The sequence below is a fragment of the Acetobacter sacchari genome, from assembly GCF_017377715.1.
GTDB classification, from domain to species: Bacteria; Pseudomonadota; Alphaproteobacteria; order Acetobacterales; family Acetobacteraceae; genus Acetobacter; species Acetobacter sacchari.
Genome location: NZ_JAFVMF010000007.1, coordinates 151,691 through 178,281 on the forward strand (window position 1 = coordinate 151,691; position 26,591 = coordinate 178,281).

Genomic DNA, 26,591 nt, shown 5'->3' on the forward strand with positions numbered 1-26,591 from the left:
GGTTATTCAGATCAGAGCTTTTTGTGCGCCGTTCACCCGGCGAGCGTCATCCCCAACGCGGGCGTTCAGGCGGCGTTCTGCGAAATGGAGTCTTCCTTTTGCACCCGGCGAACAAACCAGATGCAGACGCCCAAGAACGCGACGACGCCGATAATCGTGCCCCACGGGGCGAAGCCCGGCCCGACGATCGCCAGCACGTCGTCTCGACCCGTGGCGCCGGAGACAGCGGCCATAGCTACGCCTACCAGACTTTCACCGACGATCAGGCCTGAGGCGAGCATCGTCCCGGCTCCAGCTTCCTTGTCCGCGCTTGCGCCACGTCGCTTCAGCAACCATCCCAGAAAGGCTCCGACAGCGAGTGTCGTGGAGACTGAAGGCGGCAGGTAGAGCCCGATGCCGACGGCAAGCGGGGGCAGGGACAGTTTTTTGCGACGCAGAAGACGGTCGATAATCACCAGCACGGCGCCGACGACAAGCCCCGTCAGGATCATGCTCCAGTCCAGATCGCGCTCGAAAATGCCGGACGAGATCATCGCGATGATCGCCGGCTGCGGCGCCGCCAGAGCGCGGGACGGATCCATGCCGGGACGCGGCATCGCACCAGCGAAACCGTAGGCCTGATAGAGAAGGTTGAGGATGGGCGGGATGACCAACGCCCCGATCACGCACCCAATGAGGAGCGCCGCTTCCTGCTTCCAGGGAGACGCGCCGACCAGTTGCCCGGTCTTGAGATCCTGAAGGTTGTCGTTGGAGATCGCCGCCGACGCTACGATCGCCGAAAGCACGGCGATGGCGAATGCGATAGCGACGTGGTGGTGGTTTTGCGAAAAAACTGCGGGCGTCAGGCCCATGGCCTCAAGAAGGAGAAATATGGAGGAAATCAGCACGGTGGCGATGATCACGATGCCGGAGATAGGAGACGACGACGACCCCACCAGTCCGGCCATGTAACCGCAGGTCGCGGCGGTCAGAAAGCCGAAGATGATCATGAATCCGGTGCCGACGATGACCGGCAACACGACGGAATGCGTCGATGGCGTAAGAAACGCAGTCAGCGACGCGGCGAGAACAATGGTGATTCCGACGCCGATAATGGCGATGGCGCGAGGGGAAAGGTCGCGTTCGTCCGGGTGCGCGCCGACCTTTGACGCCAGGGCGTCCCGCACGCCACGCAGGACCGGCCCGGCGAGTTCCGCAAGTGTGCAGACTGACGCCAGTGCGATTGCGCCGGCGCCGATGAAGCGCACCTTATGGACCCACACGGAGGTGGCGAACGCCGCTGGAGCGAGATGATCGAGATTGGGCGTGTATGCGGTCAGGAGCGGCGTTGCGACCAGCCATGACAATACATATCCGACCAGCATGGCGACGCCGCCGGCGATGCCGACGAGATACCCGGCGCCGAGCAGCGCCAGAGAAAAACCGGTGGAAAGTTTAAAGACAGACGACCCCAGACTGAAAACAGCCGTTGCTCCATCGGAGATAAGCCTCAGCCCACCGCTGGCGAAGGAGAAGACGCCGGACGCCACGGCGCCGCTGATCAACATGGACAGGCTTCGTGCGTTGGCGCGCGCTCCATCGGCGGCGGAGCCGACGCGCAGGATTTCGGCGGCGGCGACGCCTTCCGGGTAGGGAAGCGGGCTTTCGTTCACCAGGGCTCGGCGAAGGGGAATGGTGAAGAGCACTCCGGTCATGCCGCCAGCGGCAGTCAATCCGAATGTTTCAAAATATGGAAAATGGGCCCAGAAACCGAGCAGGATAAGAGCCGGGAAGGAGGCGAAAACGGTGGCTATGGCCACAGCCGCCGACGCCTGACTCTGCACCATATTGTTTTCGAGGATCGTTCCGCCGCCGAGCACACGGAGCACAGCCATCGATATGACGGCCGCCGGGATCGACGAGGAAAAGGTGAGCCCGATCCGAAGCCCCAGATAGGTGTTCGACGCCGTGAAAACAACGGTGATCAGGGCGCCGATGACAAGGCCGCGAAACGTCATCTCGCGGGCCGGGGAAGATCGATCCATAAAGTCGTCCTGCAGGCGGCCCTGCCTCCATGCGGATGGGCCACGGGGTTGGGTCGGGCTGTCACGCCAGACTGTATATTGTGCGCCGAAGTCGATCCGGTCGCGTTATGCGCGCGGGATGCGCAGGGATGCAGCTATGATGGCCGATGTCGGAGGCCATGAAAATGACCCGCTTCTGTTTAGAAGTGGCTTGCGCTCCGGATCGACCCGGAAATAGCCATGTTGGGCTGATCGTGTCGGATGGGGGCCTCTGCGTTGCCTCGACAGAATTCTGCCGGAGGAGGCGGCTCCCAAAGACCGGGCGGTCGTCCGCCCGGCAGCCTTTGACGACCGAAGGAGGTTTTTCAGGAAAGCCTATGTTATTGAAAGAAAAATTCTTCTTGCGCAGGCGATTCGTCCCGGCGGCGCTTCTGACCGTGGCTTTCGCTGTTTGCCCTCCGATGGCGCGGGCACAGCAGAATATGGGTGCGTCTGCCTCGGCGGCGGAGGCCGCTTCGAGTGAGCCCGGCCCGGCGACCGGCCGTCTGACGCCGGGCGCGGATTCGCTGATTGCAGCGCCATCTGCGGTCGTTTCCGACGCCGATCTGAACGCTCTTGAGGCCTCGATCGAGCAGATTTTCAGGACGCGGGTGGACTCCCACGCAATGCGCGGGGCGGCGGAGGTCGCGGATCTGGAGCGCCGCGCTGACAAGGCTGAAACCAGCGCGAACGCCATGGTCGCGCGGCTGGAGCCTTACGAGAAGATCTACCAGAGTTTTCTGGCGCTTCTCGGCCCTGCGCCGGGCAAGGGAGAGACCGACGCCTCTCCGGCGATCACCGCCCAAAGGGACAGGCTCCTGAAAGGGAAGAGCGATCTTTCAGGTCGCTTGATGCGCGCACGACTGTATGCGCTCGAGGCGCATCAACTTGTAGTCGCTTTAGGGCAGCGTACCGATGCCGTGCAGCAGGCGTTGCTGACGCAACGCTTTCAATCTCCTCTTGGCGCGGGTTTCTGGGGGCGGCTGCGGGGCGAGTTTTCTGCTGACACCGGACGGGCGCTGCAATTGTCCAACGAAATTGGCGAAAGCGTTGTGGACGCCACGAAAAGAGGCCGCCTGACGTTTTTTCTCGTGGGGATCGTAGCCGCTGCATGTTTGCTTGGCGCTCCGTTCGCGCTCGCGCGGCAGATACGACGAGCTGCGGCCCGTATCTTGCGCGACGGAAAGGACAGACGTTTGGCCTCGGCGTTGATGCTGATGGTCGTGTCGCTTGCCTGCGCCATGGCGGCGTCCGGCGTCTTCTGGCTCGGGCTGACGGGGGGAGACGACCTCGAGGGCACGGACCTCGATTCTTTCGCGGATATGGTCGGCGCCCAATTGCCTATGGCGGCGGCGTTGCTTGGGGTCGCGGCCGCCATCCTCTCTCCGCGACAGACAGAATGGCGGATTGCGCCGCTGAATGACGAGGCTGCGCGGGCTCTCGTGCCGCTGGCGATCTGGTTCGCAACGTTGCCCGTGCTGAAAGGCGTCTTGCGGTATGTCGACTTGGCCAGCGGGCTTGGTTCTCTGGGCGTGCAGGTTCTGGACGCCATCTTCGTCTTCGTCGCAGCGCCGCTGCTCATCATGATTCCTCGTGCGATTGTCCGCAGTCTGCCCGGCGAGGACGGTCAGGACCCGGATGAAGGGTCGGGAACGTTGATCGAGTTGAGGACCGCCAGCATCGGGCGGCTTGCTCGAACGTTGGCTACTGTCGTGGCGGCTTTCTGTTTTCTGGCTGTTGCTTGCGGCTACATCCCGCTTGCGTACACGACGGTGTCCTGGTTGTGCTCAATGGCCGCGGCCCTGACCGTTCTTGGGCTGACTTTCATGTTGACGCAGAATCTTGGCGAGACGGTGTTCGTTTCGTCTTCATCCTTCGGGTGGAGGCTGACGCGGCTGGGCGTCCCGCATCGGGTCATTGATCTGGGAAGTGTGTTGGCGACCGGCCTGATCAGCGTCTTTCTTGCGTTCGTCGCAGTCGCGGTGGCGCAGTCCGACGGAAACTTCGATCTCCAGCAGACCACAGTGAACGTAGGGAAGCTTGTGATCGGGCCGAATATCGGCGGCGTTACATTCTCCTTCGATACGGTGCTGATCTGTCTCGTAGCGCCGGTGGCCGGGCACTACATCATCAAGGCGTTTCAGGTGTGGCTGCGGACGAAGCTCTTCCCGAGAACGCGCCTCGATATGGGCGCGCAAACGTCCATCGTCAGTATCTTTACCTACACTGCCTGGATTCTCGTCGGGCTGTCGGTGCTGTCGTCCATCGGGATCACGGTGAAGAGCATGACATGGGTGGTCAGCGCGCTCTCGGTGGGCATTGGCTTTGGTTTGCAATCGATCGTGCAAAACTTTGTGTCCGGCATAATTCTTCTGGCCGAACGCCCGGTGACGATCGGCGATCTGGTCGAGATCGGAGGAACGGTGGGCGACATCAAGCGGATCAGCGTGCGTTCGACGGATATCGGGCTTGCGGACGGCTCGACGATGATCGTGCCTAATTCGCAGTTCATCACCTCTGCCGTGCGGAACGCCACGCTCGGCCACCCGACAGGCTCCCTTTCGGTGGCTGTGGACCTTCCTTTGGGTACGGACCTCGTCAAGGCGATCGGCGTCATGTCTTCCGCTCTGGCTGGGGTGCCCGATCTGTTGAAAACGCCCGCTCCCACAGTTTCGGTTTCCAGCATCTCGGGCAAAACCGTGACATTGAGCGCGTCCGGCCGGACGCAGTCGCCAAGAAACGTCAGCGCGGTTTCAAATGACGCTCGTCTGGCGATGTGGAAAGAACTGCACGCAAACGGGGTCGTCGCCTCCATTCCTTCCTCCGCTTCGGAAGGTTGACGAAATTTCATGGGGCTGTATCGCGTTGCACGATACCGCGATGACCTTCTTGGTCGTAAACACTCCGGGGTAAGGCGGGTTTGCGGCGTCGAATGACCGCATGGCGCGAGCAGGGATACGGATATGGCCACGGCCCGGGGGGACGGAACAAGCGAAAGGCCATTGGCCGTTGTGACGGGCGGGTCTGGCGGAATCGGCGCCGTAATCGCTTCGCGTCTGACGGATGAGGGCTATGACGTCGTCGTCGTGTCCCGCCGTTCACCACCTGCGTTTGTCCGTGATGGCGTTTCGCATATGCCGTGCGATCTCACGGACACGGCGCAGATTACGTCTGTCGCGGAGCAACTGGCCGCTGTGGGCAAGAACGTCCACGTCCTGATCCATTGTGCCGGGGTCATTACGCCAGCCACAGTCGATGCACTGCGGCAGGATGACGTCGAACGGCAGATATCGGTCAATCTTGTGGCCCCTATATTACTCACCTCGCGGCTGATGGCGTCGATTCCGTGTGGCGGCCATGTCGTGTTCATCAATTCGATGGCGGCGGTCATGCCGCTCGCCGGAAGCGCCGTGTACGCCGCGACCAAGGCGGGTCTGCGCAGCTTCGCGCTCTCCCTGTCTTTGGAAGCGCGACGTAGAAAAATTGCCGTGTCGTCGATCTTCCCCGGCGCTGTCGATACGACCATGCTGCGGGACGAAATGGCGGGTGGAGGGTCGGTGCTGAATTATGTCAGCGCGCCGGCTCGTCCTGAAGAAATCGCCGCCACCGTCATGGAAACGCTGAGGCGACCCGGGGGAGAACGGTTCAGGCCCGCGCTCGACGGGCTGTTCGGAAAGCTCTGCATGCTCGCGCCGGGCCTGCTACGCCTTTCCCTGCCGTTGTTGACCTATCTGGGGGGACGCGGCGTACGCCGCAGCTGCCCGACCGCCCGCGCGCCAAGGTGACAGCGTGGCCGTGAGGCTGCATGATCCCCACCGCTACAGGTAGAGGGATTAGCTCACGTCATGACCTTTCGCTTTCCGCACGCGGTTCGTCCCTTGTTGCGCGCTGCGCTGCTGTCTGGCGCCGCCCTTGTCGGTCAGGGCGCCGTTTGCGCCGTGGCGACCAGCCCTCTTATGGCGGGCACAGCGATGGCGGCGCCTCTCGCCACCAGCGTGGATCGCGCGTTGCAGGCTACGCTGCCCAATGGATTGCGCGTCGTTATCGTGCCGGATCGTCTGGCCCCCGTCGTCACGACGGAGCTGAACTATCTGGTCGGCTCTGCCGAAGCGCCGGACGGTTTTCCCGGCACGGCGCACGCCCTTGAGCACATGATGTTCCGCGGCTCCGACGGGCTCGACAAGGATCAGCTCGCGGCGCTGGGCGCGCGTCTCGGCGGCAGCTACAACGCTGACACGACCGAGGACGTGACCCAGTATTTCTACACGGCCCCCGCCGAGGATCTGGACGTCACGCTGCGCATCGAGGCGTTGCGTATGAACGGTCTGACTCTCTCGCAGGCGGACTGGGACAAGGAGCGCGGCGCGATCGAGCAGGAGGTTTCGCGGGATCTTTCTAGTCCGGCTTACCGCTATATCTCGCAGCTTCAGTCCATTCTCTTCCAGGACACGCCCTATGCGCACGATGCGCTGGGAACGCGGCCGTCCTTCGACAAGACCGACGCGAAGCTTCTGCGTGATTTCTACGAGAAATGGTATGCGCCGAACAACGCGATCCTTGTGATCGCGGGCGATGTCGATCCGCAGGCTACTCTGGAGAAGGTCAAATCGATCTTCGGCGCTATTCCGCGCAAAACGCTGCCGGAGCGCAAACCGGTTTCTCCCGCGCCCGCGCCCGCCCGCACCCTGTCTTTTCCTACGGATTATCCGATCGGCTTCGCCACCATAGCGTTTCCGATGCCGGGCCTGACGGCGCAGGAATTCGCCGCCGCCGATATCCTGTCCGATGTGCTGGCGAGCCAGCGTGGCGCGCTTTATCAGCTTGGCCCGACCGGAAAGGCATTGTTCGCCAGTTTTGAATTCGCTCCGAAAAAACAGGCAGGTTTCGGACTGGCGCTCGCAGGATTCCCGAAAGGCGGAGATTCCAGCAAGGCGCTCGGTTATATGCGCGACGTTCTGGCGGACATCCGGCAGCACGGCGTTCCCGCCGATCTGGTCGAGGCCGCCAAGCGCAAGGAGATTGCGCAGCTTGGCTTTACCGCGAACTCTGTCAGCGGTCTGGCCGAAAGCTGGTCTCAGGCGCTGGCCTTCAAGGGGCTGTCCGCGCCGGATGACATGATCGCCGCCTATAACGCGGTGACGCCAGAGGCGGTCAACGCACTGGCGCAGAAGCTTCTCGACCCCGCGCGGGCCGTGACGGCGATCCTAACGCCCGAAAACTCCGGCAAGCCGGTCGCAGGCGGCGGGTTCGGCGGGGCGGAATCCTTCGCCTCCGCTCCCGACAAGCCGGTGAAGCTGCCCGACTGGGCGGAAGCCGCGCTGAAAAAACTCGATGTGCCGCCGCCCGCGCTCGCCCCGGTCGTGTCCACGTTGCCGAATGGTCTGACCCTGATCGTACATCCGGCGCATGTCAGCCAGACGGTTGAAGTCAACGGGATGGTGCGCGGCAACTCTGACCTTCAGGAGCCGAAGGGCAAGGAAGGCGTCGCGGATATCACTGAAGCGTTGTTCAGCTATGGCACCACAAGCCATGACCGTCTGGCCTTCCGCAAGGCGCTCGACGAAGTGCCTGCGTGGGAAAGCGCGGGCGCAGGATTCTCCCTGCGCGTGCCGTCTTCAAAGTTCGGGGAAGGTATGGCGCTGCTCGCCGAAAACGAACTGCACCCGGCGTTCCCGGAACAATACTTCCAGATTGTGCGCCAGCAGACCGCGCAGGAGCAGGAAGGGCAGCTTCAGTCGCCGGGATATCTGTTTGATCGCGCCGTGGAAGCCGCGATCTCGCCTCCGCATGATCCGACCCTGCGACAGGCTACGCCGCAGACGATTATGGCGCTAAAACTTGATGACGTGCGTGCGTATTATAAAGCCGCGTGGCGTCCGGACCTGACGACCATCGTTGTCACCGGCGACGTGACGCCGGAGCAGGCGCGCGAAGTCGTGGAGAAGACGTTCGGCGTCTGGACAGCGGAAGGGCCGAAGCCGAAGGTCGATCTGCCGACGCGCCCCGACAGCAAGACTTCCCGCGCCAACGTGCCGGACAAGAGCAATGTGCAGGATACGGTGATCCTGCCGGAGAGCCTGGGGCTTACCGCCGCGAACCCCGATCATTTCTTCCTGACGCTTGGGAACGAGGTTCTGGGCGGCGGGTTCTCGTCGCGCCTGTATCGTGATCTGCGCGTGAAAACCGGATATGTCTATTCGGTGAGCAGCAGTTTCGAATGGGGGCGCACGCGCGGCGCGTACTCTGTGTCCTATGGCGCCGACCCGGACAAGGTCGGCCCGGCCCGTGAGGCCGCGATGCGCGACATCAAGGCGATGCAGACGGCGCCTGTGACGGACGATGAACTGGTTCTGGCGAAATCGGCGTTGCTGCGCAGCCTGCCTCTTGCGCGTGCCAGCCTCGGCGCTATCGCCGGGGAATATTTGCATCTGACGCAACTCGGTCTACCGCTGAACACGCCTGATATTGCCGCGCGTAAGTATTACGATGCGACCGCGGCGGACGTGCAGGCGGCGTTCAGGAAGTGGGTGCGTCCGGCTGATCTGGCGGAGATTGTTAAGGGCCCCTCGCCGCATTGGTGAGGAGGCTTAGTTTAGTGACGGTTTTCTTTATTAGTCAATAATGACACCTTTAAAGGATCCTGAGATGGGTAGAAAATGCAAAAGCCAACGGTAAAAAACCTGTACACAAACATGCCCAAAGATGAGGGAGAAATAATCTCTGTTTATTTGTGGAAAGAGCACAGGGATTTGGTGATCAAGTTCAAAAAATCAGGAGAAAGCTACAATCCCGATGATGAATCGGATGAACAGTTACAGGTAGGTGTAGATATTATGAATGAGAGGGTGCAGGTGGGGTTGCGTATAATCGACTTTTAAAAAAAACGGGCCGAGAAATTCGCGGTGATAGTAATGACCTTGGGGGCGATATATATAAATATCTGTAGTGGGAGTTTTTTTTGGTAATTTTTTTGACATTTTAAGAGGATCGGATTGTTAAGATATTTGCTTTAGGCTCAGGATCCATTGATGTGGGCAGCAGGATGTGATTCAGGCTCCTTGAGGAAACTGAAGATGAGTGGCCTGTATTGGCTGACGGGCGAGCAGATGGATCCGCAGCGGCAGGCCGATCGCATCGACGACAGCGTGCAGCTTGGTTGTCAGCCCGCCGCGCGAACGACCGATGGCGGCAACTTCAGCCCTCCTTTTGCGCCCGTGGCATCGGCATGAACCTTTGAGATGGTGCTGTCGATCAGGACATATTCGAACTCCGGCGTGTCGGCCAGGGCATGGAAAAGTCTTTCCCAGACACCCGCGTGTGACCAACGTCGAAAACGAGCGTGGACCGCACTCCATTTGCCGAACACGTCCGGCAGGTCACGCCAGCGCGCCGCATTGCTAGCCATCCACAAGATCGCGTCCACGAACAGCCAATTGTTGGCGCCACTCCGCCCGGGCGTTCCGATCCGGTCGGGAAGATGGCCTTCGATCCGGATCCATTGCTCGTCCGTCAGTGTCCGTCTGCTCAAGGCCTGCCCTCCATCGAAAGCCTTAAATCAGAACTTCAGCTCCAAGGGAATCCCTGAATGCAGACAGCACCTAACCCGCGATCATAAATTTTTTAGGGTAAGGCTTTTCGATACGTCTTATGTTGATGATTATGAAATGTTAGGTTTTTGCGGGCACGTTTCCTTCGGGGAAGGGATTTGACGAAATGCTTGACGTTCACGCACCTCTATGTGCGGTAAAAAAACGCCTCAAAGAAAAAAATATATCAGACGAAGTAAGCGTAATTGAAGATTTTGGAGGGAGGGTTTGTGCGGGTTCAGTTAGAAAACATTTCGATGAAATTGAAAACATTGAATATAACACAAAAAGCGTGGCGTTTGAGCCGATTCAGAGTGGGAATTTGAATTTTGCCATCATGTATAAGGTGAAAAAGAGTCAAAATAAAACTGTTTCGACGATTATGGTGTCTTTGAATAGAGGGTTTGGAAAAATAAAGCTGGAAGAATTGTGTGCTTTTTTTCATTTAGATAACGGAGTTTTTCATCCGAACTTTTTATCTCGTTTTGCGGAAAGTATTTATGAGATCGACGGTGAAAATATGACCTTTACAATTTTTTTTGACCGAGAAAATTTTTCTGTTTCCAACATGTTTATACTTCAAAAACTACTGCCGAGTGTGGCAGGCACGGGCGATCGATCCGTCAGTATTTAACCGCTGGAGACGCTGGTGATTTCAAGGGGATTGATGTTCGCCTGGTAGACCTTCTCTGGCGAGGTAGGAGGGGGTAGTTGCGATCAGGGCTGTGACAGTAACCAGATCAGACTGTCGCTCGCAAACCGCAAAATCAAAGCCGTGTGGATTGCGATCACTAGAGAATTTGAGTTTATCTGACGACTGGGTAAGGTCGGCGTATCGTCTACGCTGTCTAAACCGTTCGCTAAACAGGAGCGTTTGCTGTGCCAGTTTTTTCGCGGAAAACCACCAGCGCGTTGAAGACGTTTGACTGGCGGCGGTTGGTATTGTCTCTGCCTGTCGGGATAACGTTATGTCTGGCTAACGGCGCACACGCGGCAGACAGTTTCCTGCCGCTGGCGGTCCCTGCGACGAACAAGACGATGCCCGGAAAGTTCGTATATGCACAGTTGACCACGCCTGACATTGCGCAGGCCGAGCACTTTTACGGGCAGCTTCTGGGGTGGACGTTCAAGGAATCGTCGGTTTCGGTCGGGCGTTACGTGCAGGCGACGGTGAACGGTAAAAGCGTTGCTGGACTGGTCGAGCGTCCCCTTGATGGGCGGCACACCCCGCTGTGGCTTCCCTTCATTTCGACTGCAAGCGTCGATCAGTTGGTTGTAACCGCGAAAACCTGGGGTGGATCGATCATGTTCTCTCCTCATGACATTCCCGGCATTGGTCGCGAAGCGATTATCTCCGACGCGCAGGGAGGGTTGTTCGCAGCCGTGCAATCCAGCAGCGGCGATCCGGAAGATTCTGACGCCCCCGCCGTTCAGGGGCAGTGGATATGGAATGCGTTGCTGACGCGCGCGCCCAGAGACGCCACCGGCTTCTATCAGAAGCTTTTTTCATACGAAGTTCGGACGCAGGATGAGTCGCAAGGTCCTCTGCGTTACATACTTTCCTCACAAGCCTCGACGCGCGCTACGGTGAACCCGCTGCCGCCTCGTCTGAGCGCGGATGCGCCAGCGCGCTGGATCAGCTTCATCAATGTCGACAATGTGGCTGAGAGTGCGAAAAAAGCTGCGGAGCTTGGCGGCAGTGTGATCAGTGAGCCGCATCTTGATCATAATAACAGCATGATCGCCATTCTGGCCGATCCCGCAGGCGCTGTGTTCGGCGTTATGGAAGCCCAGGCCTCTGTCGACGGAGAAGCGAAATGAGCGTGTTGACGAGTAGAAAGATCAAATTGGTCGCCGCGCTCGGACTGGTTGGGATGCTCTCTGGATGCGTCGGGGTCGGTTACGATGATTTCGGTGGCGGATATTATGGCGGCGGCTGGGGAGGCGGCGGCTGGGGAGGCGGTTGGGGACCGGGCTACGGCGTCGGTCCATATCGGGGTGGCGGCCCTCGTGGGTTTGGTGGCCACCCCGGTGGTGGTGGTGGCCGAGGCGGGCCGGGCGGTGGGTTTGGCGGTGGCGGACATGGTGGCGGCCCCGGCGGGGGCGGGCATGGCGGTGGTCCGGGCGGTGGCGGTGGCCACGGAGGCAGTCCAGGTGGTGGTGGACATGGCGGCGGCGGCAGGCGCTGACGCGCCACAGCGGGACGTTTGGTTTTAACCTACGTCTCGCTGCCAATTACGAACTGCGTTAGATGTTTTCGGCTGCCTGCTGGCGGTCGTCGCTCAAAATGGTCGATCTCACCACGAGCATTTATTGCCAATCGTCGGTGACTCGCAAGTTGGCGATGCAGAGTGTCTGGAAGGTCTGGCTGAATGTGGAAAGGACGACCTGTCGCGCTGGCGCTGGCGCGAAGATCATGAGGAACCTGGCGGCTCCGATTTTGTAAAACGGTCTGCTTGGGCCAGCGGTGTCTGACATGCTTACTTCCGGCGAATATTCTCTCAGATCGAGATTGTTTTGAGTTCTTATGTTTCTGATGATGCTTTTTAAAACATCGATATTAAACTGCGGCGCCATTCAGCAGGACACGCGGCAGCAGCATTCCCATGATAGCTACGACTGCCAGTAAGCCACCAACAATTCCGAGGGAGAGCGAAAGGCTGGTCGCATGGGCGATAAATCCGAGAGCAGCGGGACCTGTCAGAATACCGGAGTAACCAAGTGTCGTTATTGCTGAAACAGCCAGATGTTTTGGCATATAGTTTTGGCGGCCAACGGCGGAATAAAGCACGGGCACAACGTTGGCGCATCCCGCGCCGACAAAGGCGTAACCCAATAACGTGGTTTGCCATGCGGGAACTGTCGCAACGAGCAACATTCCCGCCGCAGCGAACAGGCTGCCGCCAATGATTAGCAAGCGCCCGGACGCGCGACGTACAAGTCGATCGCCAAGCAGTCTCCCCGCAGTCATTGTGCAGGCAAAAGCAACGTAACCCAATCCTGTATAGCGCACATCAACTTGGCGCTCTGTCGCCAGAAAAACAGCACTCCAATCGATAGCTGCGCCTTCGGTGAGGAAAACGACGAAGCACATGACGCCAATGGTGAGCACAACGCCATGCGGTAGCGCAAACGATGCCTCTTCTTCAGCATTGGTGTGCCCTGTCAGAAGTCCCGGCAGAGCCAGGATTCCACTCAGAAGCAATAAGGAAACGACGCAAAGCGAAGCATTTGTAGCGGAAAGTCCAAAACTCAACATGCCGCTGACCCCGATGGCTCCCAGCAGACCACCCACGCTGAACAGGCCGTGGAAGCCTGACATCATTGTTCGCTTGGATGCGCGCTCAACAATGACGGCCTGCACATTGACTACGCAATCGATGCAACCGACGCCGGCTCCGAATACGACCAAGGCAATAGCAAGAACTGGTATTGAGCCAGAAGACGCTAACGCGGGAAGAGCGCAACATATCGCCAAAGTCGCGCCAGCGATGATTCGTCGACAGCCGTAACGACCTACCACGCTACCAGCAACTGGCATGGATATAATCGAACCGATTCCAAGGCACAGAAGTAATAGCCCGAGATGGGCGTCATTTAAGCCGCATCGAAATTTTACGTAGGGAATAATCGGCGCCCACGCCGCTCCGGCAAAACCGGCGATAAGAAAGGCCAGACGTGTGGAGCGTCGCGCCAAATTCGAATTGGGTGCGGGGTTCGTCATTGGATTCAAAAATGGAATTCCTTCATTGTGTGTTTTTCTGCGCAGTGTCGGGCGTATTGTGTTCGTGTAATTGAAGTTCGATTGGGTTAGCTGGGAAATCTGTGTACAAGAATTCGCTGCTAGTCTAAGACAATCTGCTCAGTCGGATAGAGCGGACCTCACCCGAAAGTATTCTCCGTCAGTAAAAATTCATTTCTTTCCTCATCAAAATCAAAAAGCTCCGCATATCGCGCCCATTGAACGATGGTTTGCAACGTCTGGGCGGCATATGCGGGGGACATGCTTTCCTGCAATTCGTCGCGAAACCGTGTGACGCTGACGGTATGGTTGGGGCGTTCGTCCAGAGCCGCGCAAATTGATTTCATCAAGGGCGCTTCGTTGAGGAAGGCGTGACGCAAGATCGCCTTGCGCTCGTCGGCGTCGCTTCCGGCGAAATGCTGGCCCTCCTGGGTCAGGAGAATGTCGCCATCCTCAAGCTCCGCAAGGCCGAGCAGTTGCAGCGTCTCGACCAGTGGGAAGAGGTCGTCCAGTTCCAGTTGCGCGCGTGACGCAAGAAGCGGCAGGTCGGCGTGGCCGCCTAGCGGAGGTGCAGCCAGAGCCTCAATCAACCCGAGCATGCTACCGACCGTAACGGCAGGCAGGGGCATATGCGTTGGTCCTTGCGACGCGGGACGCGCTTCACTCAGGTCAGCTTCGGACACGACAGGCGTGCGGCGGGTCATCAAAGAGTAGATATGATCAACGAGTTCGCGGAACGTCGGGTCATCGCGGTTACGCGGGTGAGGAAGATCGATCAGCAATTCATGCTCGATCCGCCCCGGATTGGCGGCGAAAACAAGGATGCGATCACACATCAGCACCGCTTCTTCGATGCTGTGGGTGACAATCATCATTGCCTTGAGCGGCAGTTTGCGCTCGTCCCACAATTCCATCAGATCGGTGCGCAGATTTTCCGCCGTCAGCACGTCGAGCGCTGCAAACGGCTCGTCCATCACCAAAAGATCTGGGTGTCCCGCCAGAGCGCGGGCGAGGCCCGTGCGTTGCAGCATGTCGCCAGACAGTTCGCGTGGCCATGCGTTCTCGTTACCGGAAAGCCCCATCAGGTCGATGACCTCGCTTGTGCGGGCAGTCTTCTCGGCGCGGGGAAGGGCATGGGCTGCAAGCCCAAGCTCCACATTCTCCTGTACGGTCAGCCATGGAAACAGTGCGTAGGACTGAAAGACAATGCCGATGCCGGGCACAGGGCCGAGCAAAGGTTGATCGTGCCAGAAAACGCTTCCTGCTGTGGGGGCGACAAGCCCCGCCATGATCCGTAACAGCGTGGATTTTCCGGAGCCCGACCTTCCCAGCAAGCCGACGACCTCTCCCGACCGGATGGTCATGCTGACGTCGTCAAGGACAAGGAAATCGGCGCTGGCGTCCTGATGGAAAGACTGCTTGACGCCCGTCACCCGGATCAACGTTTCTTCCCCGCGCTTGGAGGCGGCGGAGGATGTTTCGGGTGCGACGGAGAGGAGGGGGCGTTTCGGCGCGTTCGGCATCGCTGGCTTCGTCCGGTCTCCACAGAAACGCCCCGCACTCCACGACGCCAGGGAGCGCGGGGAACACAAGAGCGTAAGCAGAACCTACTGCGTGACGCCCGATCAGGGAAGCTGCGTAACGACTACTTGCTGCATCCTTGTCGGAATTGCGTCCGAATGGCGCGTCCTCATACACGTTATGTCGTCCGACGACACGATGGCGTCCCGTTGCTGCGTCCGGCCGTCTTGGCTCACGCGCTGCCGCAGACCGGACGTGTCCTAATGAAGGTTGGGGTGAGAACAAGCTGGGTTTCCCTCGGGCGGGCGAACGCATACGATCCGGGTTCGATTTGAACCGGGGAGAAACGATCCATGCGGGTGCTTCCATTCGCGCTTACGTTGGCTGTTCTGGCGCCTCAGGCGGCTCGAGCCGAAATTGCGCATCACCCACAGGCGGAGCAACAGTCGCTCGACCTCGCAAAGGCGTCGATAGCGCTGCGTTCAGTGTCCGGGCCTGGAAACCAGACGCCGCAGGTGGCCGAGCTTTATAAGAAAACTCTGATCGAAGGCGGATTTACGCCTGACGACGTCGTCATCACGCCAGTGGATAACACGGCTTATCTGATCGCGCGCTGGCCGGGCTCCGACCCGGCCCTGAAACCGTTGGTCATTTCCGGGCATATGGACGTGGTCGAAGCGAAACCCTCGGACTGGAAACGCGACCCGTTCAAGCCGGTCGTGGAGAGCGGTTATCTGTTCGGGCGCGGCGCGACGGATATGAAGCTCGACGGCGCGCTGGCGATCTCGTCGGTGATCGAGTTGCGCCGCGAGGGGTATAAGCCGCGTCGCACGATCATTCTCGCATTTTCCGGGGATGAGGAAACGGCGATGAAGACCAGCGAGATGGTCGCCGATGCCCTTCGCAACGCCGATCTTGTGTTGAATATCGACGTCGGTTCAGGGGTTCTCGACGAGAAGACAGGCAAGCCGCAGTATTTCAGCTGGCAGGGTGCAGAGAAGACCTATGCGGATTTCCGTATGTCGGTCTCGAACCCCGGCGGCCATTCGTCGGAGCCTCGTGCTGATAACGCGATTGATCGACTTGCGGCAGCCTTGCTGCGCATCCAGAAATACCAGTTCAAGCCGGAACTCAACGACTTGACGCGCAGCTATTTCGAAAATGCGGCGAAGCTGCGTCCCGGCGCCACTGGCGCGGCTATGCTCGCGTTCGCGAAGGACCCGGCTAATGCAAAAGCCATTGCGGCGCTAAGCGCTGATCCGGCTCTGATCGGCAAGATCGGCACAACCTGCGTGGTGACGATGATCGACGGTGGCCATGCGCTAAACGCGCTGCCGCAACATGCCTCGGCAAACATTAACTGTCGAATTTTCCCCGGCCACGCGCGCGTTGCCATCATGCGCGAACTGGAGCAGGTCGCGGCGGATCCGCAAGTTCACTTCGAAGACGTGAGCGCGGGATCTGTCGAAACGGCGGCGTCGCCCATGCGTCCTGATTTTGTCGATGCGGTGACTACAGGTATTCAGAAAATTTACCCTGGAACACCGGTTTTCCCAAGCATGACTGCAGGAGCCAGCGACAGCATGTGGTTTCGCAAGAACGGTGTGCCGAGCTATAGCGCCAGTCCCGTGTTCCTGAAGCCGTCAGAGGATTTCAGCCACGGCCTGAACGAACGGACGCCAGTGGCGAGCATCGCTCCAGCGGTGGATTACTATCTGTCCGTAATCCCCGCGCTTTCGCATTAGAGCGTGTTTCAAAACCATGCCGTAAGGGCTGCCGAAGCAGCCCGCGATCAGTGTGAAGGCGAAGTGGAATCTGCCTTCCTTGTCTAGCGCACGGTGAGATGTCAGAAATGGGATATCTATACTGAGGTTCGCACCGACGACCCGGCGATGCTTTTTTCCGTGGGGGCTGCTTTTGATGCCATGAGGGGCGCCCCATCCGACAGGGCTGATAATTACGGCTCTTGTCTGCAAGGGGCTTTAAAAGGCGCGCCCACCTCTCGGCCACGCAAAAACAACATGCAGGAGCGGTTCCATGGCCGCCCAGAATGCATCGGAAATGAGAGGCGAGTCCACGAAGGCTCACCCATCGTCCAAACCTGGATTACAGGAGGGGCAAGGTGATTTAAGTAGGCGCATTAATCGCCTTTTTCTACTTAAGGCACACATTCCCGAGACGGTCTCGGACTGTCTCAGGAATGTCCACTTGGTGGAGAAACGTGCCTCACAGATCGTTTATTTTTCCTTTCACCGTCCCCTTGAGTGTGTCGACATGGCCCTCGATCTTCTGGGCGGAGCCTTCTGCCTCAAGCTCCGGGTTGTTGGTCGCCTTGCCAACTTCTTCTTTAATGGAGCCCACAGCTTTATTGAGGGTTCCTTTGACTTTGTCAGTAAGTTCGCCCATCGTATCTATCCTTATATGAAGTAATACGGACCGAAAGGTCGTCTCAGCCGCACTGGCTGATGCAGATACCAACGTGCGATGACCTATCCGGTTTCGTAAACGGGAAGACTGCTAATCAGGCTGAAATGCATCATGCGACATGAGCGTATGCGCCTGAAGTATGGCGGCGCCTCAGAGCACTTGTCAGTGGAGCCCAGATCAGGCGGCGCGAACTGCTGGCGAAGAATGTCATTGCGGCGATGCCCAGCGCTACGTTTGTCATATCGCCGTTCATGCTGGCATGTGTGATGTAGCCGCCTACTCCGAGAAGCTCGAAATCGTGGCCGCCCCACCTGACGAGTTCGGCGGCGATAGAGGCGTTCCAGGCTGCGTTAGCGGCGGCAACGACGCCCCCGAGCCATGCCGGGGCAAGGCCTGGCAACATCACCTTGCGCCACCATAGACCGCCCCGAACGTTGAACGCGCATGCAGCCCGCAAGAGGTCTTCGGGAAAAGTTTCTATGCCGCGTAAAATATGCGCCAGAAACAGCCACTGCGCCCCAAGAGCGGGCAACGCCGCCAGCCAGAACCCGGCATGTACATGTGCGTAGATCGCTGCGCCGACGATGAGCGGATACAGGAGGTTGGCTGGAAACATGGCGCAGACGCCGACAATCTGTGTCGATACGGAGCGCCGCGCCAGCCATACGCCGACAGGCGTCCAGAAGAGCGAGATCAGTGCAATCAAAGCGACGACACGTATCGTCGTTAACAATCCAAAAAAGAATATATGCAGAAAGTCACAGAAGAGATGGTGATCTGGGATCAGAACGTCGCCGCACAGTGCTGCGACTGCACCTCCAGTAAGCAATATCGCGGGCACGGCGCGGTTTTCCATGGCCGGCGGCTCGCTCAAATGTTGCGCTCGGGGGCGTCCACCGATCCGAAGTCGGGCGACGAACTCCACGATACTTGTCGTTGCGCGCGCCGCAGGCCGGAGGAACGGCGATAATCGAAGCGTTCGGAAAAGCGCCGAATCACGCATTGGGTCGCTGCGCTCAACGTCGCCAAGACGATACCGCGTCGCCCAGCCCCTCAAGAGCCTCAGACCGAGCTTATTGCACGCGAGCGCGATAACAAGCATGGCCCCGCCGCCAAGAATGATCGGCTGGATCGCGGCTTGTGTCGCTGCGGCGGCGACGTAGGAGCCTATGCCGGGCAAGGACTCTCCCCCCTGAGCCCACGTCAGATTCTCCGTGAAGAGTAGTGTGAACCATGCGCCGGGTAAGGACGAGGCAAGGCTGTCGCAGACAGGTGGAATCGAGCATGGAGCTTCGAGGCGCCAGAAGCGTTGCCACGCGGTCAATCCGATTCCACGCGCCGCGAGGTCCAATTCGGCTGGCACGCCACGGAGCGCCAGAATCATTGCGAACGCCGCGTCGGGCGCAACGGAACCGGCGGTGGCGATGATGGCGGCGAACTCGGCGCCGGCGCCATTCCGAGAAGACAGTGCAAGGAATAGCGGGGTTAGAAACGCTGCACGGCCAAGTGTGGGAACTGATCGGGCGGCGCGCGTCAGTCGCGTAAGCATCGCGCCGCTCCAGCCGCCCGAAGCGGCCAACGGAGCGCACACTCCGGTGACGACCAGCGCCAGAAGTAGCGCAATAGCCATGCGTGACACAGTGAGTGCGGCAGATAACGGAGCGGCCCACGCCGTGAGGTTAAGCGCTCGTGGAGGTTGTGAGGGAACGGGAAGCCAGCGTGTGGCGAAAACTGCCGCCAGGATGGCCATTCCCGCCAAAAAGACTGGTGCGGAGAGGTCGACCAGAAGAGATTTAACAAGCGCACGTGCGGAACGCGGGAAAACTGCGATCCGCCCGGGATGAAAAGCAGGCTCGCCTGACGTCATGGTCTCCCCGGAGATGATCAGTGACCGGTGCTGCCAAAGCCTCCGACGCCGCGCGCGGTCGCGTCAAGCTCTGCGACCTCGTTCCACGTTACGCGAAGCACAGGCGCGACGACGGCCTGGGCGATACGCATTCCGCGCTCCACGGTGAACGGCTCAGAACCGGTGTTGAGGATGATGACGCCGATTTCGCCGCGGTAGTCTTCGTCGATCGTACCTGGCGAGTTCGGCAGCGTCACGCCGTGCTTCAGCGCGAGGCCCGAGCGGGGACGAAGCTGCAATTCGTAACCGGGGGGGAGGGCGATGCGCAGCCCGGTTGGCGCCAGCGCCCGCCCGCCGGGAGGCACGACGAGGGGCTCGCTGACGGCGGCCAGAAGGTCCATCCCCGCAGCGCCATCGGTGGCGTATGAGGGGAGTGGAAGGTCTTCGGCGTGGGGAAGGCGCTTTACATCCACGCGGATCGACGGCGCGGTCATCGAACGCTCCTGAAAGCGGCCCTGCGGGCGGAGGCTGGATGTGAAAGAAACATGGAACTCCCGATCATGGCGTCGTCTTTGCGACACTGGGCGCATCGTCGCTAAACTGCTTCGCGATCCGCTCCGCGAGGCGGGATGCGAGATCGTCCTTGAGCATCAGCGGCCAGCGTTCGACGCCCGCGTCCGAGATCAGAATAGCACGGTTCTCCGGGCCGCCCATGACATTCGTGCCTGTCGACACGTCATTTGCAACAATCCAGTCGCACCCCTTGCGCGCCCGCTTTGCGATGGCGTTCGCCTCGACGTCGTCCGTCTCCGCTGCGAAGCCGATCACGAGGCGAGGCCGCTTTGGTCCAACCACTGAGATTTCAGCAAGAATGTCGGGATTTGGAACGAGGGTCAGAACCGGGGGCGACTGCCCCGCCTGCTTCTTGATCTTGGAGTTCGTTGGATGCTCGACGCGCCAGTCCGCGACAGCCGCTGCGCAGACGACGATATCTGCCGGCAGGGCGGCATATGTCGCCGAGCGCATTTCCTCACCGGTCTCCACCCGGGCGCCGTGGACGCCCTGTGGGAACTCCAGAGACGTCGGGCCGCTGACCAACGTGACATCAGCGCCAAGTCGGGAGAGCGCCCCGGCGATGGCATATCCCTGCAAGCCCGATGAACGGTTTCCAAGGAAGCGCACCGGGTCGATAGGCTCATGGGTCGGTCCGGCCGTGACGACCGCTTTGCGTCCGATCAAGGGGAGAGGGGCAGGCGAGAGGAGCTGCGTCTTTTTCGGTGTGGCGCGCAGACTCGTCAGAATCGCGTCGCGAATCGTCGCTGGTTCTGCGAGGCGTCCTGGCCCGTATTCACCGCAAGCCATTTCCCCATCGTCCGGTCCAACAATTTGCACGCCTCTGACCCGCAACGTCTCAATATTCGCGCGAGTCGCCGGGTGATCCCACATGCGTACGTTCATTGCTGGAGCCGCCATGACGGGTGTGTCTGTCGCGAGTAGCAGTGTTGTCGCCAGATCGTCGGCCAGCCCATGAGCCATTCGAGCGAGGATGTGCGCGGTTGCGGGGGCGACGACGACAAGGTCGGCGGAACGGGAAAGGACGATGTGGCCCATTTCCTGTTCGTCGGTGAGAGAAAACAGATCGCGATAAACAGGCTCGCCGCTTAGGGCCTGAACGGCCAGAGGCGTTACGAACTGTTCGGCGGCGTGGGTCAGGACGCAGCGCGTTCTGACGCCAGCAGTCGTCAGTAATCTGATCAGTTCGAGCGCCTTGTAAGCGGCGACGCCGCCGCTCACGATCAGAAGGACCGAGGGTTTGTTCATTTCATGCGTCATGGGCGGATCACCCCGTGGCTCAGAATTCGACCGCCGACAGGTCGCGGCCTGTCAGACTCTCCAGCCCGAATGGATCGCCGCGATGCCGCCCGACAGGGACTGATAACGGACATGGCTGAATCCGGCGTCACGGAACATGTCGGCCAGCGTCTCCTGATCAGGGAAGGTGCGGATGCTCTCGGCCAGATACTGGTAGCTGTCGCGGTCTTTGGCGATCTTTTCTCCAAGCAGCGGCAGCACCTTGAATGACCACGCGTCGTAGATCGGCGCCAGAGCCGCGACCTGCACGTGAGAAAACTCCAGACAGAGGAAGCGGCCACCCGGCCGCAGCACACGCCGCGCTTCACGCAGCACCGACATCTTGTCGGTGCAATTGCGCAGACCAAAAGCAATGGTCACCCGGTCGACGGCACGATCCGGCAAGGGGATCTGTTCGGCGTCGACGACGCAGAACGTCAGGTCGGATACATACCCGCGCGCGATGGCGCGATCACGACCGACGGACAGCATCGAGGCATTGATGTCGGTCATAATGGCCGGACCGCCGCCGCCTGCGAGCCAGCCGAAGGTGATGTCCCCCGTGCCGCCCGCCAGATCAAGAAGCTTTAGGCCGGGCTGTGGGCCGAGCTCCGCATTGAACATCCGCTTCCAGACGCGATGGACGCCAAGGGACATCAGGTCGTTCATGACGTCGTAACGGCTGGCGACGCTGTCGAAAACACCCCTGACCAGCGTCTTCTTCTCGGACTTCGGCACTGTCCGGTAGCCGAAGTCGGCGGTGTCGCCGGAACTGGTCCCGAAGGAGTCGGCTCCCCCGGTTCCGTGGGAGTGCGGCGACGCGTCGTATGTGTGCGGGGCATTGTCGGTCATGGACTCGACGTATAGCGTGTTTGGACCCATGCCAGAACTCCCCGAAGTAGAAACCGTCATGCGCGGAATGCGCGCGCAGATGGAAGGCCACACGATCGTGGAGGCCGTAGTCCGGCGGCCGGATTTGCGTTGGCCCTTGCCGCCGCGATTGCGGCAGGAACTGACGGGGCGGCGGATCGAAAGTTTTCGTCGAAGGGGCAAGTACATCTTCATGCGTTTGAGCAGCGGCAGATCGCTCCTGCTTCATCTGGGCATGTCCGGCCGCGTCGTTTTGAACAGCTTCTCCGGCGCTGCTCTGGCGAGGGCGCTGGAGAACGAGTCGCAGAAGCACGAGCACGTTGCCTTCATGACGCGGGAGGGAACGCGTTTTGGGCTGGTCGACCCGAGACGGTTTGGCGCGCTCGATCTGATCGACACGGCGCTGGAGGGCCGGCATTCGCTGGTGGCCTCGATGGGACCGGAGCCGCTGGAAGCCAGCTTCAGGGCAGGAGTGCTGACGAAAGCCTTTGCGGGGCGCAGAACGCCGGTCAAAACGTTGCTGCTGGATCAGCGCGTGGTGGCCGGACTGGGCAATATATATGTGTGCGAGGCGTTGTTTCGTGCCCGTATCCACCCCGAGACGCTGGCCGGGGCGATAGGGGCGCCTGCGTTGCGGCGTCTCGCCGCAGCTATCCGGGCGGTTCTGGAAGAGGCGGTGGCGGCCGGCGGCTCCAGTCTTCGGGATTATGTGCAGCCAGATGGAGAATTGGGATACTTCCAGCATGCGTGGCGCGTGTATGGGCGGGAGGGGGAAGCGTGTCCGGATTGCCGTCCGAATTTCGACTGCCCCGGCGTCCGAAGGATCACGCAGGGCGGTCGCTCGACATTTTTCTGTCCGCGCCAGCAGCCTGCGCCGTCTAGCTAGGGCCTGTGGACGACTCTCCGCGTATGCCTGTCCCGCGCGGTTCGCGAAGGTGAATAACTTCGCTTGACGGCCCCGCGCGGCTTGGATTAGAGAACCCAACCTCATTCGGGCCTCTTCGTCGACAGGCGGGTCGGAAGCCTTATTCATTTTCGTTTGGACCAGACAGAGAACCATGGCGAACATCGCATCTGCCCGTAAGCGCATCCGTCAGACGGAGCGCCGCACCGCTCGCAACACCGCTCGCATGTCCCGCATGCGCACCTTCATCAAGAAGGTCGAGACGGCGATCGCGTCGGGCAACAAAGAGCAGGCGAACGCGGCCCTGAAGCTGGCTCAGCCGGAAATCCAGCGCGCCGCGACCAAGGGCGTCGTTCATCACAACACGATCGCGCGGAAGATTTCCCGCCTGTCCGCACGCATCAAGGCTCTTGCTCCGGCTTGAACCGCTGCGAGTTTTAATTCGGCAATAGAAAGCCGAATTAATTAAGTAAAAAAGCCGCATCTCGAGAGAGGTGTCGGCTTTTTGTTTTTCTGGAATTGCGTCCGGCGTGTTTGGCGTGAAGTAAGTGCTGGCCGTTCAGGTTATTTATTCACAAAACTTGTTTCGTTCGAGTCGAAAATCTCATTGCGTCATGCGAATCGGTGCTCTAAACCGATTCGCACAGCTTGATAATAAAGAGACGGCTGTTTCCTTCCGTGATCTGGGGGTTCTTCGTTCTTTGTACGCCAGAAAGCATGGCGTGATTGCTCCTGTACGGTCGGGAAGGCCGCAGGGGACGGGCGCGGCGCATCAAAGCCGCTTTGAGGAACAGGCGGCGAACGCAAAATCGCCGCCCCGTTCAAAGAACGTTGAGCGAAAGAATCTTCGGGCAATCATGCTCCGCACATGTCATGGTGGGGGCTTGTCGAGGATATTGGAGTGGGAATGGCCGCCGGGTTTGATGAGGTTGAACCGGATATGGAACACCGCCTCACAACGTTTGAGGGTGGCGCTGCCCCCAGAGGAATCGCGTCGGGAGCATTTCCGGCAAGCGACCTGGGAGAAGATATGACTGCGGGTTTTTCAGGGCAGATCAGTGATGATCATGACGTCGCTCAGGCGCCAGGAGGGCTTCTGACGGAGGCGTGGGCGAGGATCGCCGCGCGTATGAAGTCCGAGGTGGGCGAGGTCGAGTATCGGACCTGGCTGCAGCAGATCGTGCTCGGGCCGGTGGACGGGGATGAAGTCACGCTGCTTCTGCCGACGCGGTTTTTGCGCGACTGGGTCCGTAGCCAGTATGGTGACCGTCTGAGCACACTTTGGAATCAGGAGATTCCGGCGCTTCGTCGCGTCGAGTTGCAGGTGATGCGCCCTGGCGATCGCCCTGCTGCCGCAACGGCTGAACAGGCTGTTCCGGTTGCGTCTGGCCGGCGCGTCGCGGACGTCCCGGAAGCCCCGGCTCCTGTCGTGGAGCGCGTGCAGGACGCGCGTTCGGATCTTGTCGCGCCGCTGGATCCTCGCTTCACGTTCGACAGCTTCGTCGTCGGCAAACCCAACGAGTTCGCCTATGCCTGCGCCCGTCGTGTGGCCGAAAAGCCGTCGAGTCCGGGGTTCAATCCGCTGTTCCTGTATGGCGGCGTGGGATTGGGCAAGACGCATCTCATGCATGCCATAGGCTCCGAACTGACGCGTGAAGGGCGAGTGTCCGTCGCATACATGTCGGCTGAAAAGTTCATGTATCGCTTCATCGGCGCGATCCGGTCGCAATCGACGATTGAGTTCAAGGAGCAGTTACGTTCGGTTGACGTGTTGATGATCGACGATCTGCAGTTTCTGATAGGGAAGGACAACACGCAGGAAGAGTTCTTTCACACCTTCAATGCGCTGGTGGATGCTGGTCGGCAGATCGTGGTTTCGGCCGACAAGTCGCCTTCCGATCTGTCGGGGCTGGAAGACAGACTGCGCACCCGTCTCGGTTGCGGAATGGTGGCCGATATTCACGCCACGACGTTCGAGCTTCGTATCTCCATTCTGGAGGCGAAGGCCACGGCCTCCGGCGTGCCGGTTCCAGCCAAGGTGCTGGAGTTCCTTGCGCACAAGATCACCACCAACGTGCGCGAACTGGAAGGCGCTCTTAACCGATTGATCGCGCACGCTAATCTGTTCGGTCGCCCTGTGACGCTGGAAGCGACGCAGGAAGTTCTGCACGATATTCTCAAGGCTCACGACCGGCGGGTCACCATCGAGGAAATCCAGAGAAAGGTGTCCGAGCATTGGAACATCCGCCTCACCGACATGTCCTCGGCGCGGCGCGCTCGTGCGGTCGCACGGCCTAGGCAGGTTGCGATGTATCTAGCCAAGCAGTTGACCAGCCGTTCGCTGCCAGAGATTGGTCGGAAGTTCGGTAATCGCGACCATACGACCGTCATGCATGCGGTGCAGCGTGTGACTGAACTGATGGAGCGTGACACTGCGTTCGCGGAGGACGTGGAGCTTCTGCGCCGCATGCTGGAGAGCTGACGGCTGCCGATGCGTCGGCGGACGGCGACGGCCTGTGGGTTTGCTTGGACTCGCGACGCTGCTAGGTTGACCGTAAATTTAAAGGATTTCAGCTGGATCGCCGTTACAGGCGAGCTTTCCGGCCCACGGAGGAACAGGCGTCGATGAAGTTTACGGCCGAACGCGCCACGCTGCTCAAGGCTCTGGCTCATATCCAGAGCGTCGCGGAGAAGCGTAACACTATACCGATTCTGGCCAACGTGCTGATCGAGGCCAGAGACATCCGCCTCTCCCTGACCGCCACTGATATGGAAATCGCCATCGTCGAGGACATCCCGGCGACCATCGTCACGCCCGGATCCGTGACTGCTCCGGCCTCGGTGCTTTATGAAATCGTTCGCAAGCTTCCGGATGGCAGTGAGGTCGAACTCGATCATGCTGGCGGCGACGCGCAACTCGACCTGCGCGCCGGGCGGTTTTCGACGCGACTGAACGCCTTGAGCGTGGATGATTTTCCCTCGATGGTCGCAGGCGACCTGCCGCACCAGTTCAAGCTGAACAGCACAGTTCTGAAAACGCTGATCGATAGAACGAGGTTTGCGATCTCTACAGAAGAGACGCGGTATTATCTGAACGGTATCTATCTGCATGTAACCGACGGTGAAACCGGTGGGCTGCTGCGTGCGGTGGCGACCGATGGTCACCGTCTGGCGCGCGTTGAGACTGAATTGCCAGCGGGCGCGGCCGGAATGCCCGGTGTCATCGTGCCACGCAAGACCGTCGCCGAACTGCGTAAATTGCTGGACGAAGCGCCAGACGAGATTCAGGTGTCGGTGTCCGACACGCGAATACAGTTCACGATCGGCCCGGTCATGCTGACCTCGAAGCTGATTGACGGCACGTTTCCGGAATACGAACGCGTCATTCCCTCAGGAAACAACCGCGTCCTCCGGGTTGGAAAAAAGGACTTCTCGGACGCGGTGTCGCGCGTCGCCGCGATCAGTCAGGAGCGCTCGCGGCCGGTCAAGCTCGCTTTGTCACGCGACCTGCTCGTTCTTTCCGCGATCAGCGCCGATCAGGGCATGGCGACGGAAGAACTCGACGACAACCGGGTCTCCTATGACGGCGCGGATATGGAGATCGGGTTTCAGGCCCGTTATCTCAATGACATTACAGACCAGGTGAACAAGGACGTCGAGTTCGTCTTCGCCGACAGTGCGGCGCCGACCATTGTGCGCGACGTTGATAGTCCATCCGCACTGTACGTGCTGATGCCGATGAGGGTCTGATCGAAGGTCGGGTCGCCAGCCGAGGCGAGCGTCGCTGGCTGGCGACAGGGGG

Annotated in this window: 20 protein-coding genes and 1 pseudogene; 12 read left to right on the forward strand and 9 right to left on the reverse strand. The window is 60.0% G+C overall.

The window, feature by feature from the left end; all coding sequences use genetic code 11:
- Nucleotides 1–65: 65 nt before the first annotated feature.
- Nucleotides 66–2,024, reverse strand: coding sequence for an OPT family oligopeptide transporter (locus J2D73_RS08045; protein ID WP_207881079.1), 1,959 nt, complete (start codon nucleotides 2,022–2,024; stop codon nucleotides 66–68).
- 461 nt (nucleotides 2,025–2,485) lie between these two features.
- On the opposite strand from J2D73_RS08045, the gene J2D73_RS08050 reads away from it, so the two are divergent.
- From J2D73_RS08050 to J2D73_RS08065, 4 genes are all read left to right on the forward strand, one after another.
- A complete protein-coding gene (locus J2D73_RS08050; RefSeq protein WP_207881080.1) occupies nucleotides 2,486–4,882 on the forward strand; it encodes a mechanosensitive ion channel family protein in 2,397 nt (798 codons plus the stop codon).
- 123 nt (nucleotides 4,883–5,005) lie between these two features.
- Nucleotides 5,006–5,827 (forward strand): SDR family NAD(P)-dependent oxidoreductase, encoded by an 822-nt coding sequence (locus J2D73_RS08055; protein WP_207881081.1) that lies wholly within the window; start codon nucleotides 5,006–5,008, stop codon nucleotides 5,825–5,827.
- Between the two features lie 171 nt (nucleotides 5,828–5,998).
- Entirely contained in the window at nucleotides 5,999–8,623 is a 2,625-nt protein-coding gene (locus tag J2D73_RS08060) for a M16 family metallopeptidase (protein WP_243429785.1), read from the forward strand.
- Between the two features lie 75 nt (nucleotides 8,624–8,698).
- Nucleotides 8,699–8,920, forward strand: a complete 222-nt coding sequence (locus tag J2D73_RS08065; protein WP_207881083.1) for a hypothetical protein — start codon at nucleotides 8,699–8,701, stop codon at nucleotides 8,918–8,920.
- Between the two features lie 231 nt (nucleotides 8,921–9,151).
- On the opposite strand, the pseudogene J2D73_RS08070 reads toward J2D73_RS08065, so the two are convergent.
- Nucleotides 9,152–9,570, reverse strand: a pseudogene (locus tag J2D73_RS08070) (IS5 family transposase); the annotation flags it as partial.
- Nucleotides 9,571–9,755: 185 nt separating this feature from the next.
- On the opposite strand from J2D73_RS08070, the gene J2D73_RS08075 reads away from it, so the two are divergent.
- From J2D73_RS08075 to J2D73_RS08085, 3 genes are all read left to right on the forward strand, one after another.
- A complete protein-coding gene (locus J2D73_RS08075; RefSeq protein ID WP_207881084.1) occupies nucleotides 9,756–10,262 on the forward strand; it encodes a hypothetical protein in 507 nt (168 codons plus the stop codon).
- Nucleotides 10,263–10,507: 245 nt separating this feature from the next.
- On the forward strand, nucleotides 10,508–11,449 hold the full coding sequence (locus tag J2D73_RS08080) for a VOC family protein (RefSeq protein ID WP_341535052.1): 942 nt from the start codon (nucleotides 10,508–10,510) through the stop codon (nucleotides 11,447–11,449).
- The gene (locus tag J2D73_RS08085; RefSeq protein ID WP_207881085.1) at nucleotides 11,446–11,817 is read left to right on the forward strand and encodes a hypothetical protein; all 372 of its coding nucleotides are present in this window, start codon (nucleotides 11,446–11,448) and stop codon (nucleotides 11,815–11,817) included. Before J2D73_RS08080 ends, J2D73_RS08085 begins: the two co-directional genes overlap by 4 nt.
- Before the next feature lie 371 nt (nucleotides 11,818–12,188).
- Here J2D73_RS08085 and J2D73_RS08090 read toward each other — a convergent pair whose 3' ends face one another.
- Nucleotides 12,189–13,352 carry an MFS transporter gene (locus J2D73_RS08090; RefSeq protein WP_243429787.1) on the reverse strand — a complete coding sequence of 388 codons (1,164 nt, stop codon included), beginning with the start codon at nucleotides 13,350–13,352 and terminating at the stop codon, nucleotides 12,189–12,191.
- A 158-nt stretch (nucleotides 13,353–13,510) separates the two neighbouring features.
- Nucleotides 13,511–14,893 carry an ABC transporter ATP-binding protein gene (locus tag J2D73_RS08095; RefSeq protein ID WP_207881086.1) on the reverse strand — a complete coding sequence of 461 codons (1,383 nt, stop codon included), beginning with the start codon at nucleotides 14,891–14,893 and terminating at the stop codon, nucleotides 13,511–13,513.
- Between the two features lie 351 nt (nucleotides 14,894–15,244).
- Between J2D73_RS08095 and J2D73_RS08100 the strand changes: the two genes are divergently transcribed.
- A complete protein-coding gene (locus J2D73_RS08100; RefSeq protein ID WP_207881087.1) occupies nucleotides 15,245–16,636 on the forward strand; it encodes a M20/M25/M40 family metallo-hydrolase in 1,392 nt (463 codons plus the stop codon).
- Nucleotides 16,637–17,117: 481 nt separating this feature from the next.
- Here J2D73_RS08100 and J2D73_RS08105 read toward each other — a convergent pair whose 3' ends face one another.
- The 5 genes from J2D73_RS08105 to J2D73_RS08125 form a co-directional block, all read right to left on the reverse strand.
- The gene (locus J2D73_RS08105; protein WP_207881088.1) at nucleotides 17,118–17,297 is read right to left on the reverse strand and encodes a CsbD family protein; all 180 of its coding nucleotides are present in this window, start codon (nucleotides 17,295–17,297) and stop codon (nucleotides 17,118–17,120) included.
- 130 nt (nucleotides 17,298–17,427) lie between these two features.
- Entirely contained in the window at nucleotides 17,428–19,185 is a 1,758-nt protein-coding gene (locus tag J2D73_RS08110; RefSeq protein ID WP_207881089.1) for an ABC transporter permease subunit, read from the reverse strand.
- Nucleotides 19,186–19,202: 17 nt separating this feature from the next.
- Nucleotides 19,203–19,658, reverse strand: a complete 456-nt coding sequence (gene dut / locus J2D73_RS08115) for a dUTP diphosphatase (RefSeq protein ID WP_207881090.1) — start codon at nucleotides 19,656–19,658, stop codon at nucleotides 19,203–19,205.
- Between the two features lie 64 nt (nucleotides 19,659–19,722).
- Nucleotides 19,723–20,997: a bifunctional phosphopantothenoylcysteine decarboxylase/phosphopantothenate--cysteine ligase CoaBC gene (gene coaBC / locus J2D73_RS08120; RefSeq protein WP_243429768.1), complete on the reverse strand. Its 1,275-nt coding sequence runs from the start codon at nucleotides 20,995–20,997 to the stop codon at nucleotides 19,723–19,725.
- 51 nt (nucleotides 20,998–21,048) lie between these two features.
- Nucleotides 21,049–21,867, reverse strand: coding sequence for a class I SAM-dependent methyltransferase (locus J2D73_RS08125; protein WP_207881143.1), 819 nt, complete (start codon nucleotides 21,865–21,867; stop codon nucleotides 21,049–21,051).
- 28 nt (nucleotides 21,868–21,895) lie between these two features.
- On the opposite strand from J2D73_RS08125, the gene mutM reads away from it, so the two are divergent.
- The 4 genes from mutM (at nucleotide 21,896) to dnaN (ending at nucleotide 26,539) form a co-directional block, all read left to right on the forward strand.
- Complete coding sequence (gene mutM, locus J2D73_RS08130; protein ID WP_207881091.1) at nucleotides 21,896–22,771, forward strand: bifunctional DNA-formamidopyrimidine glycosylase/DNA-(apurinic or apyrimidinic site) lyase; 876 nt, start codon at nucleotides 21,896–21,898, stop codon at nucleotides 22,769–22,771.
- Nucleotides 22,772–22,943: 172 nt separating this feature from the next.
- Nucleotides 22,944–23,213: a 30S ribosomal protein S20 gene (gene rpsT, locus J2D73_RS08135; RefSeq protein ID WP_207881092.1), complete on the forward strand. Its 270-nt coding sequence runs from the start codon at nucleotides 22,944–22,946 to the stop codon at nucleotides 23,211–23,213.
- 606 nt (nucleotides 23,214–23,819) lie between these two features.
- Nucleotides 23,820–25,271 carry a chromosomal replication initiator protein DnaA gene (gene dnaA, locus J2D73_RS08140; RefSeq protein ID WP_207881093.1) on the forward strand — a complete coding sequence of 484 codons (1,452 nt, stop codon included), beginning with the start codon at nucleotides 23,820–23,822 and terminating at the stop codon, nucleotides 25,269–25,271.
- Nucleotides 25,272–25,414: 143 nt separating this feature from the next.
- Nucleotides 25,415–26,539, forward strand: a complete 1,125-nt coding sequence (gene dnaN, locus J2D73_RS08145; RefSeq protein ID WP_207881094.1) for a DNA polymerase III subunit beta — start codon at nucleotides 25,415–25,417, stop codon at nucleotides 26,537–26,539.
- The last annotated feature ends 52 nt before the right edge of the window (nucleotides 26,540–26,591 follow it).

What these genes read in the sequence shown, in the direction of transcription:
- J2D73_RS08045 (WP_207881079.1), bottom strand. Translation starts at nt 2,024, where the DNA reads ATGGATCGATCTTCCCCGGCCCGCGAGATGACGTTTCGCGGCCTTGTC.
- J2D73_RS08050 (WP_207881080.1), top strand. Translation starts at nt 2,486, where the DNA reads ATGGGTGCGTCTGCCTCGGCGGCGGAGGCCGCTTCGAGTGAGCCCGGC.
- J2D73_RS08055 (WP_207881081.1), top strand. Translation starts at nt 5,006, where the DNA reads ATGGCCACGGCCCGGGGGGACGGAACAAGCGAAAGGCCATTGGCCGTT.
- J2D73_RS08060 (WP_243429785.1), top strand. Translation starts at nt 5,999, where the DNA reads ATGGCGGGCACAGCGATGGCGGCGCCTCTCGCCACCAGCGTGGATCGC.
- J2D73_RS08065 (WP_207881083.1), top strand. Translation starts at nt 8,699, where the DNA reads ATGCAAAAGCCAACGGTAAAAAACCTGTACACAAACATGCCCAAAGAT.
- J2D73_RS08075 (WP_207881084.1), top strand. Translation starts at nt 9,756, where the DNA reads ATGCTTGACGTTCACGCACCTCTATGTGCGGTAAAAAAACGCCTCAAA.
- J2D73_RS08085 (WP_207881085.1), top strand. Translation starts at nt 11,446, where the DNA reads ATGAGCGTGTTGACGAGTAGAAAGATCAAATTGGTCGCCGCGCTCGGA.
- J2D73_RS08090 (WP_243429787.1), bottom strand. Translation starts at nt 13,352, where the DNA reads ATGACGAACCCCGCACCCAATTCGAATTTGGCGCGACGCTCCACACGT.
- J2D73_RS08095 (WP_207881086.1), bottom strand. Translation starts at nt 14,893, where the DNA reads ATGCCGAACGCGCCGAAACGCCCCCTCCTCTCCGTCGCACCCGAAACA.
- J2D73_RS08100 (WP_207881087.1), top strand. Translation starts at nt 15,245, where the DNA reads ATGCGGGTGCTTCCATTCGCGCTTACGTTGGCTGTTCTGGCGCCTCAG.
- J2D73_RS08105 (WP_207881088.1), bottom strand. Translation starts at nt 17,297, where the DNA reads ATGGGCGAACTTACTGACAAAGTCAAAGGAACCCTCAATAAAGCTGTG.
- J2D73_RS08110 (WP_207881089.1), bottom strand. Translation starts at nt 19,185, where the DNA reads ATGACGTCAGGCGAGCCTGCTTTTCATCCCGGGCGGATCGCAGTTTTC.
- dut (WP_207881090.1), bottom strand. Translation starts at nt 19,658, where the DNA reads ATGACCGCGCCGTCGATCCGCGTGGATGTAAAGCGCCTTCCCCACGCC.
- coaBC (WP_243429768.1), bottom strand. Translation starts at nt 20,997, where the DNA reads ATGACGCATGAAATGAACAAACCCTCGGTCCTTCTGATCGTGAGCGGC.
- J2D73_RS08125 (WP_207881143.1), bottom strand. Translation starts at nt 21,867, where the DNA reads ATGACCGACAATGCCCCGCACACATACGACGCGTCGCCGCACTCCCAC.
- mutM (WP_207881091.1), top strand. Translation starts at nt 21,896, where the DNA reads ATGCCAGAACTCCCCGAAGTAGAAACCGTCATGCGCGGAATGCGCGCG.
- rpsT (WP_207881092.1), top strand. Translation starts at nt 22,944, where the DNA reads ATGGCGAACATCGCATCTGCCCGTAAGCGCATCCGTCAGACGGAGCGC.
- dnaA (WP_207881093.1), top strand. Translation starts at nt 23,820, where the DNA reads ATGACTGCGGGTTTTTCAGGGCAGATCAGTGATGATCATGACGTCGCT.
- dnaN (WP_207881094.1), top strand. Translation starts at nt 25,415, where the DNA reads ATGAAGTTTACGGCCGAACGCGCCACGCTGCTCAAGGCTCTGGCTCAT.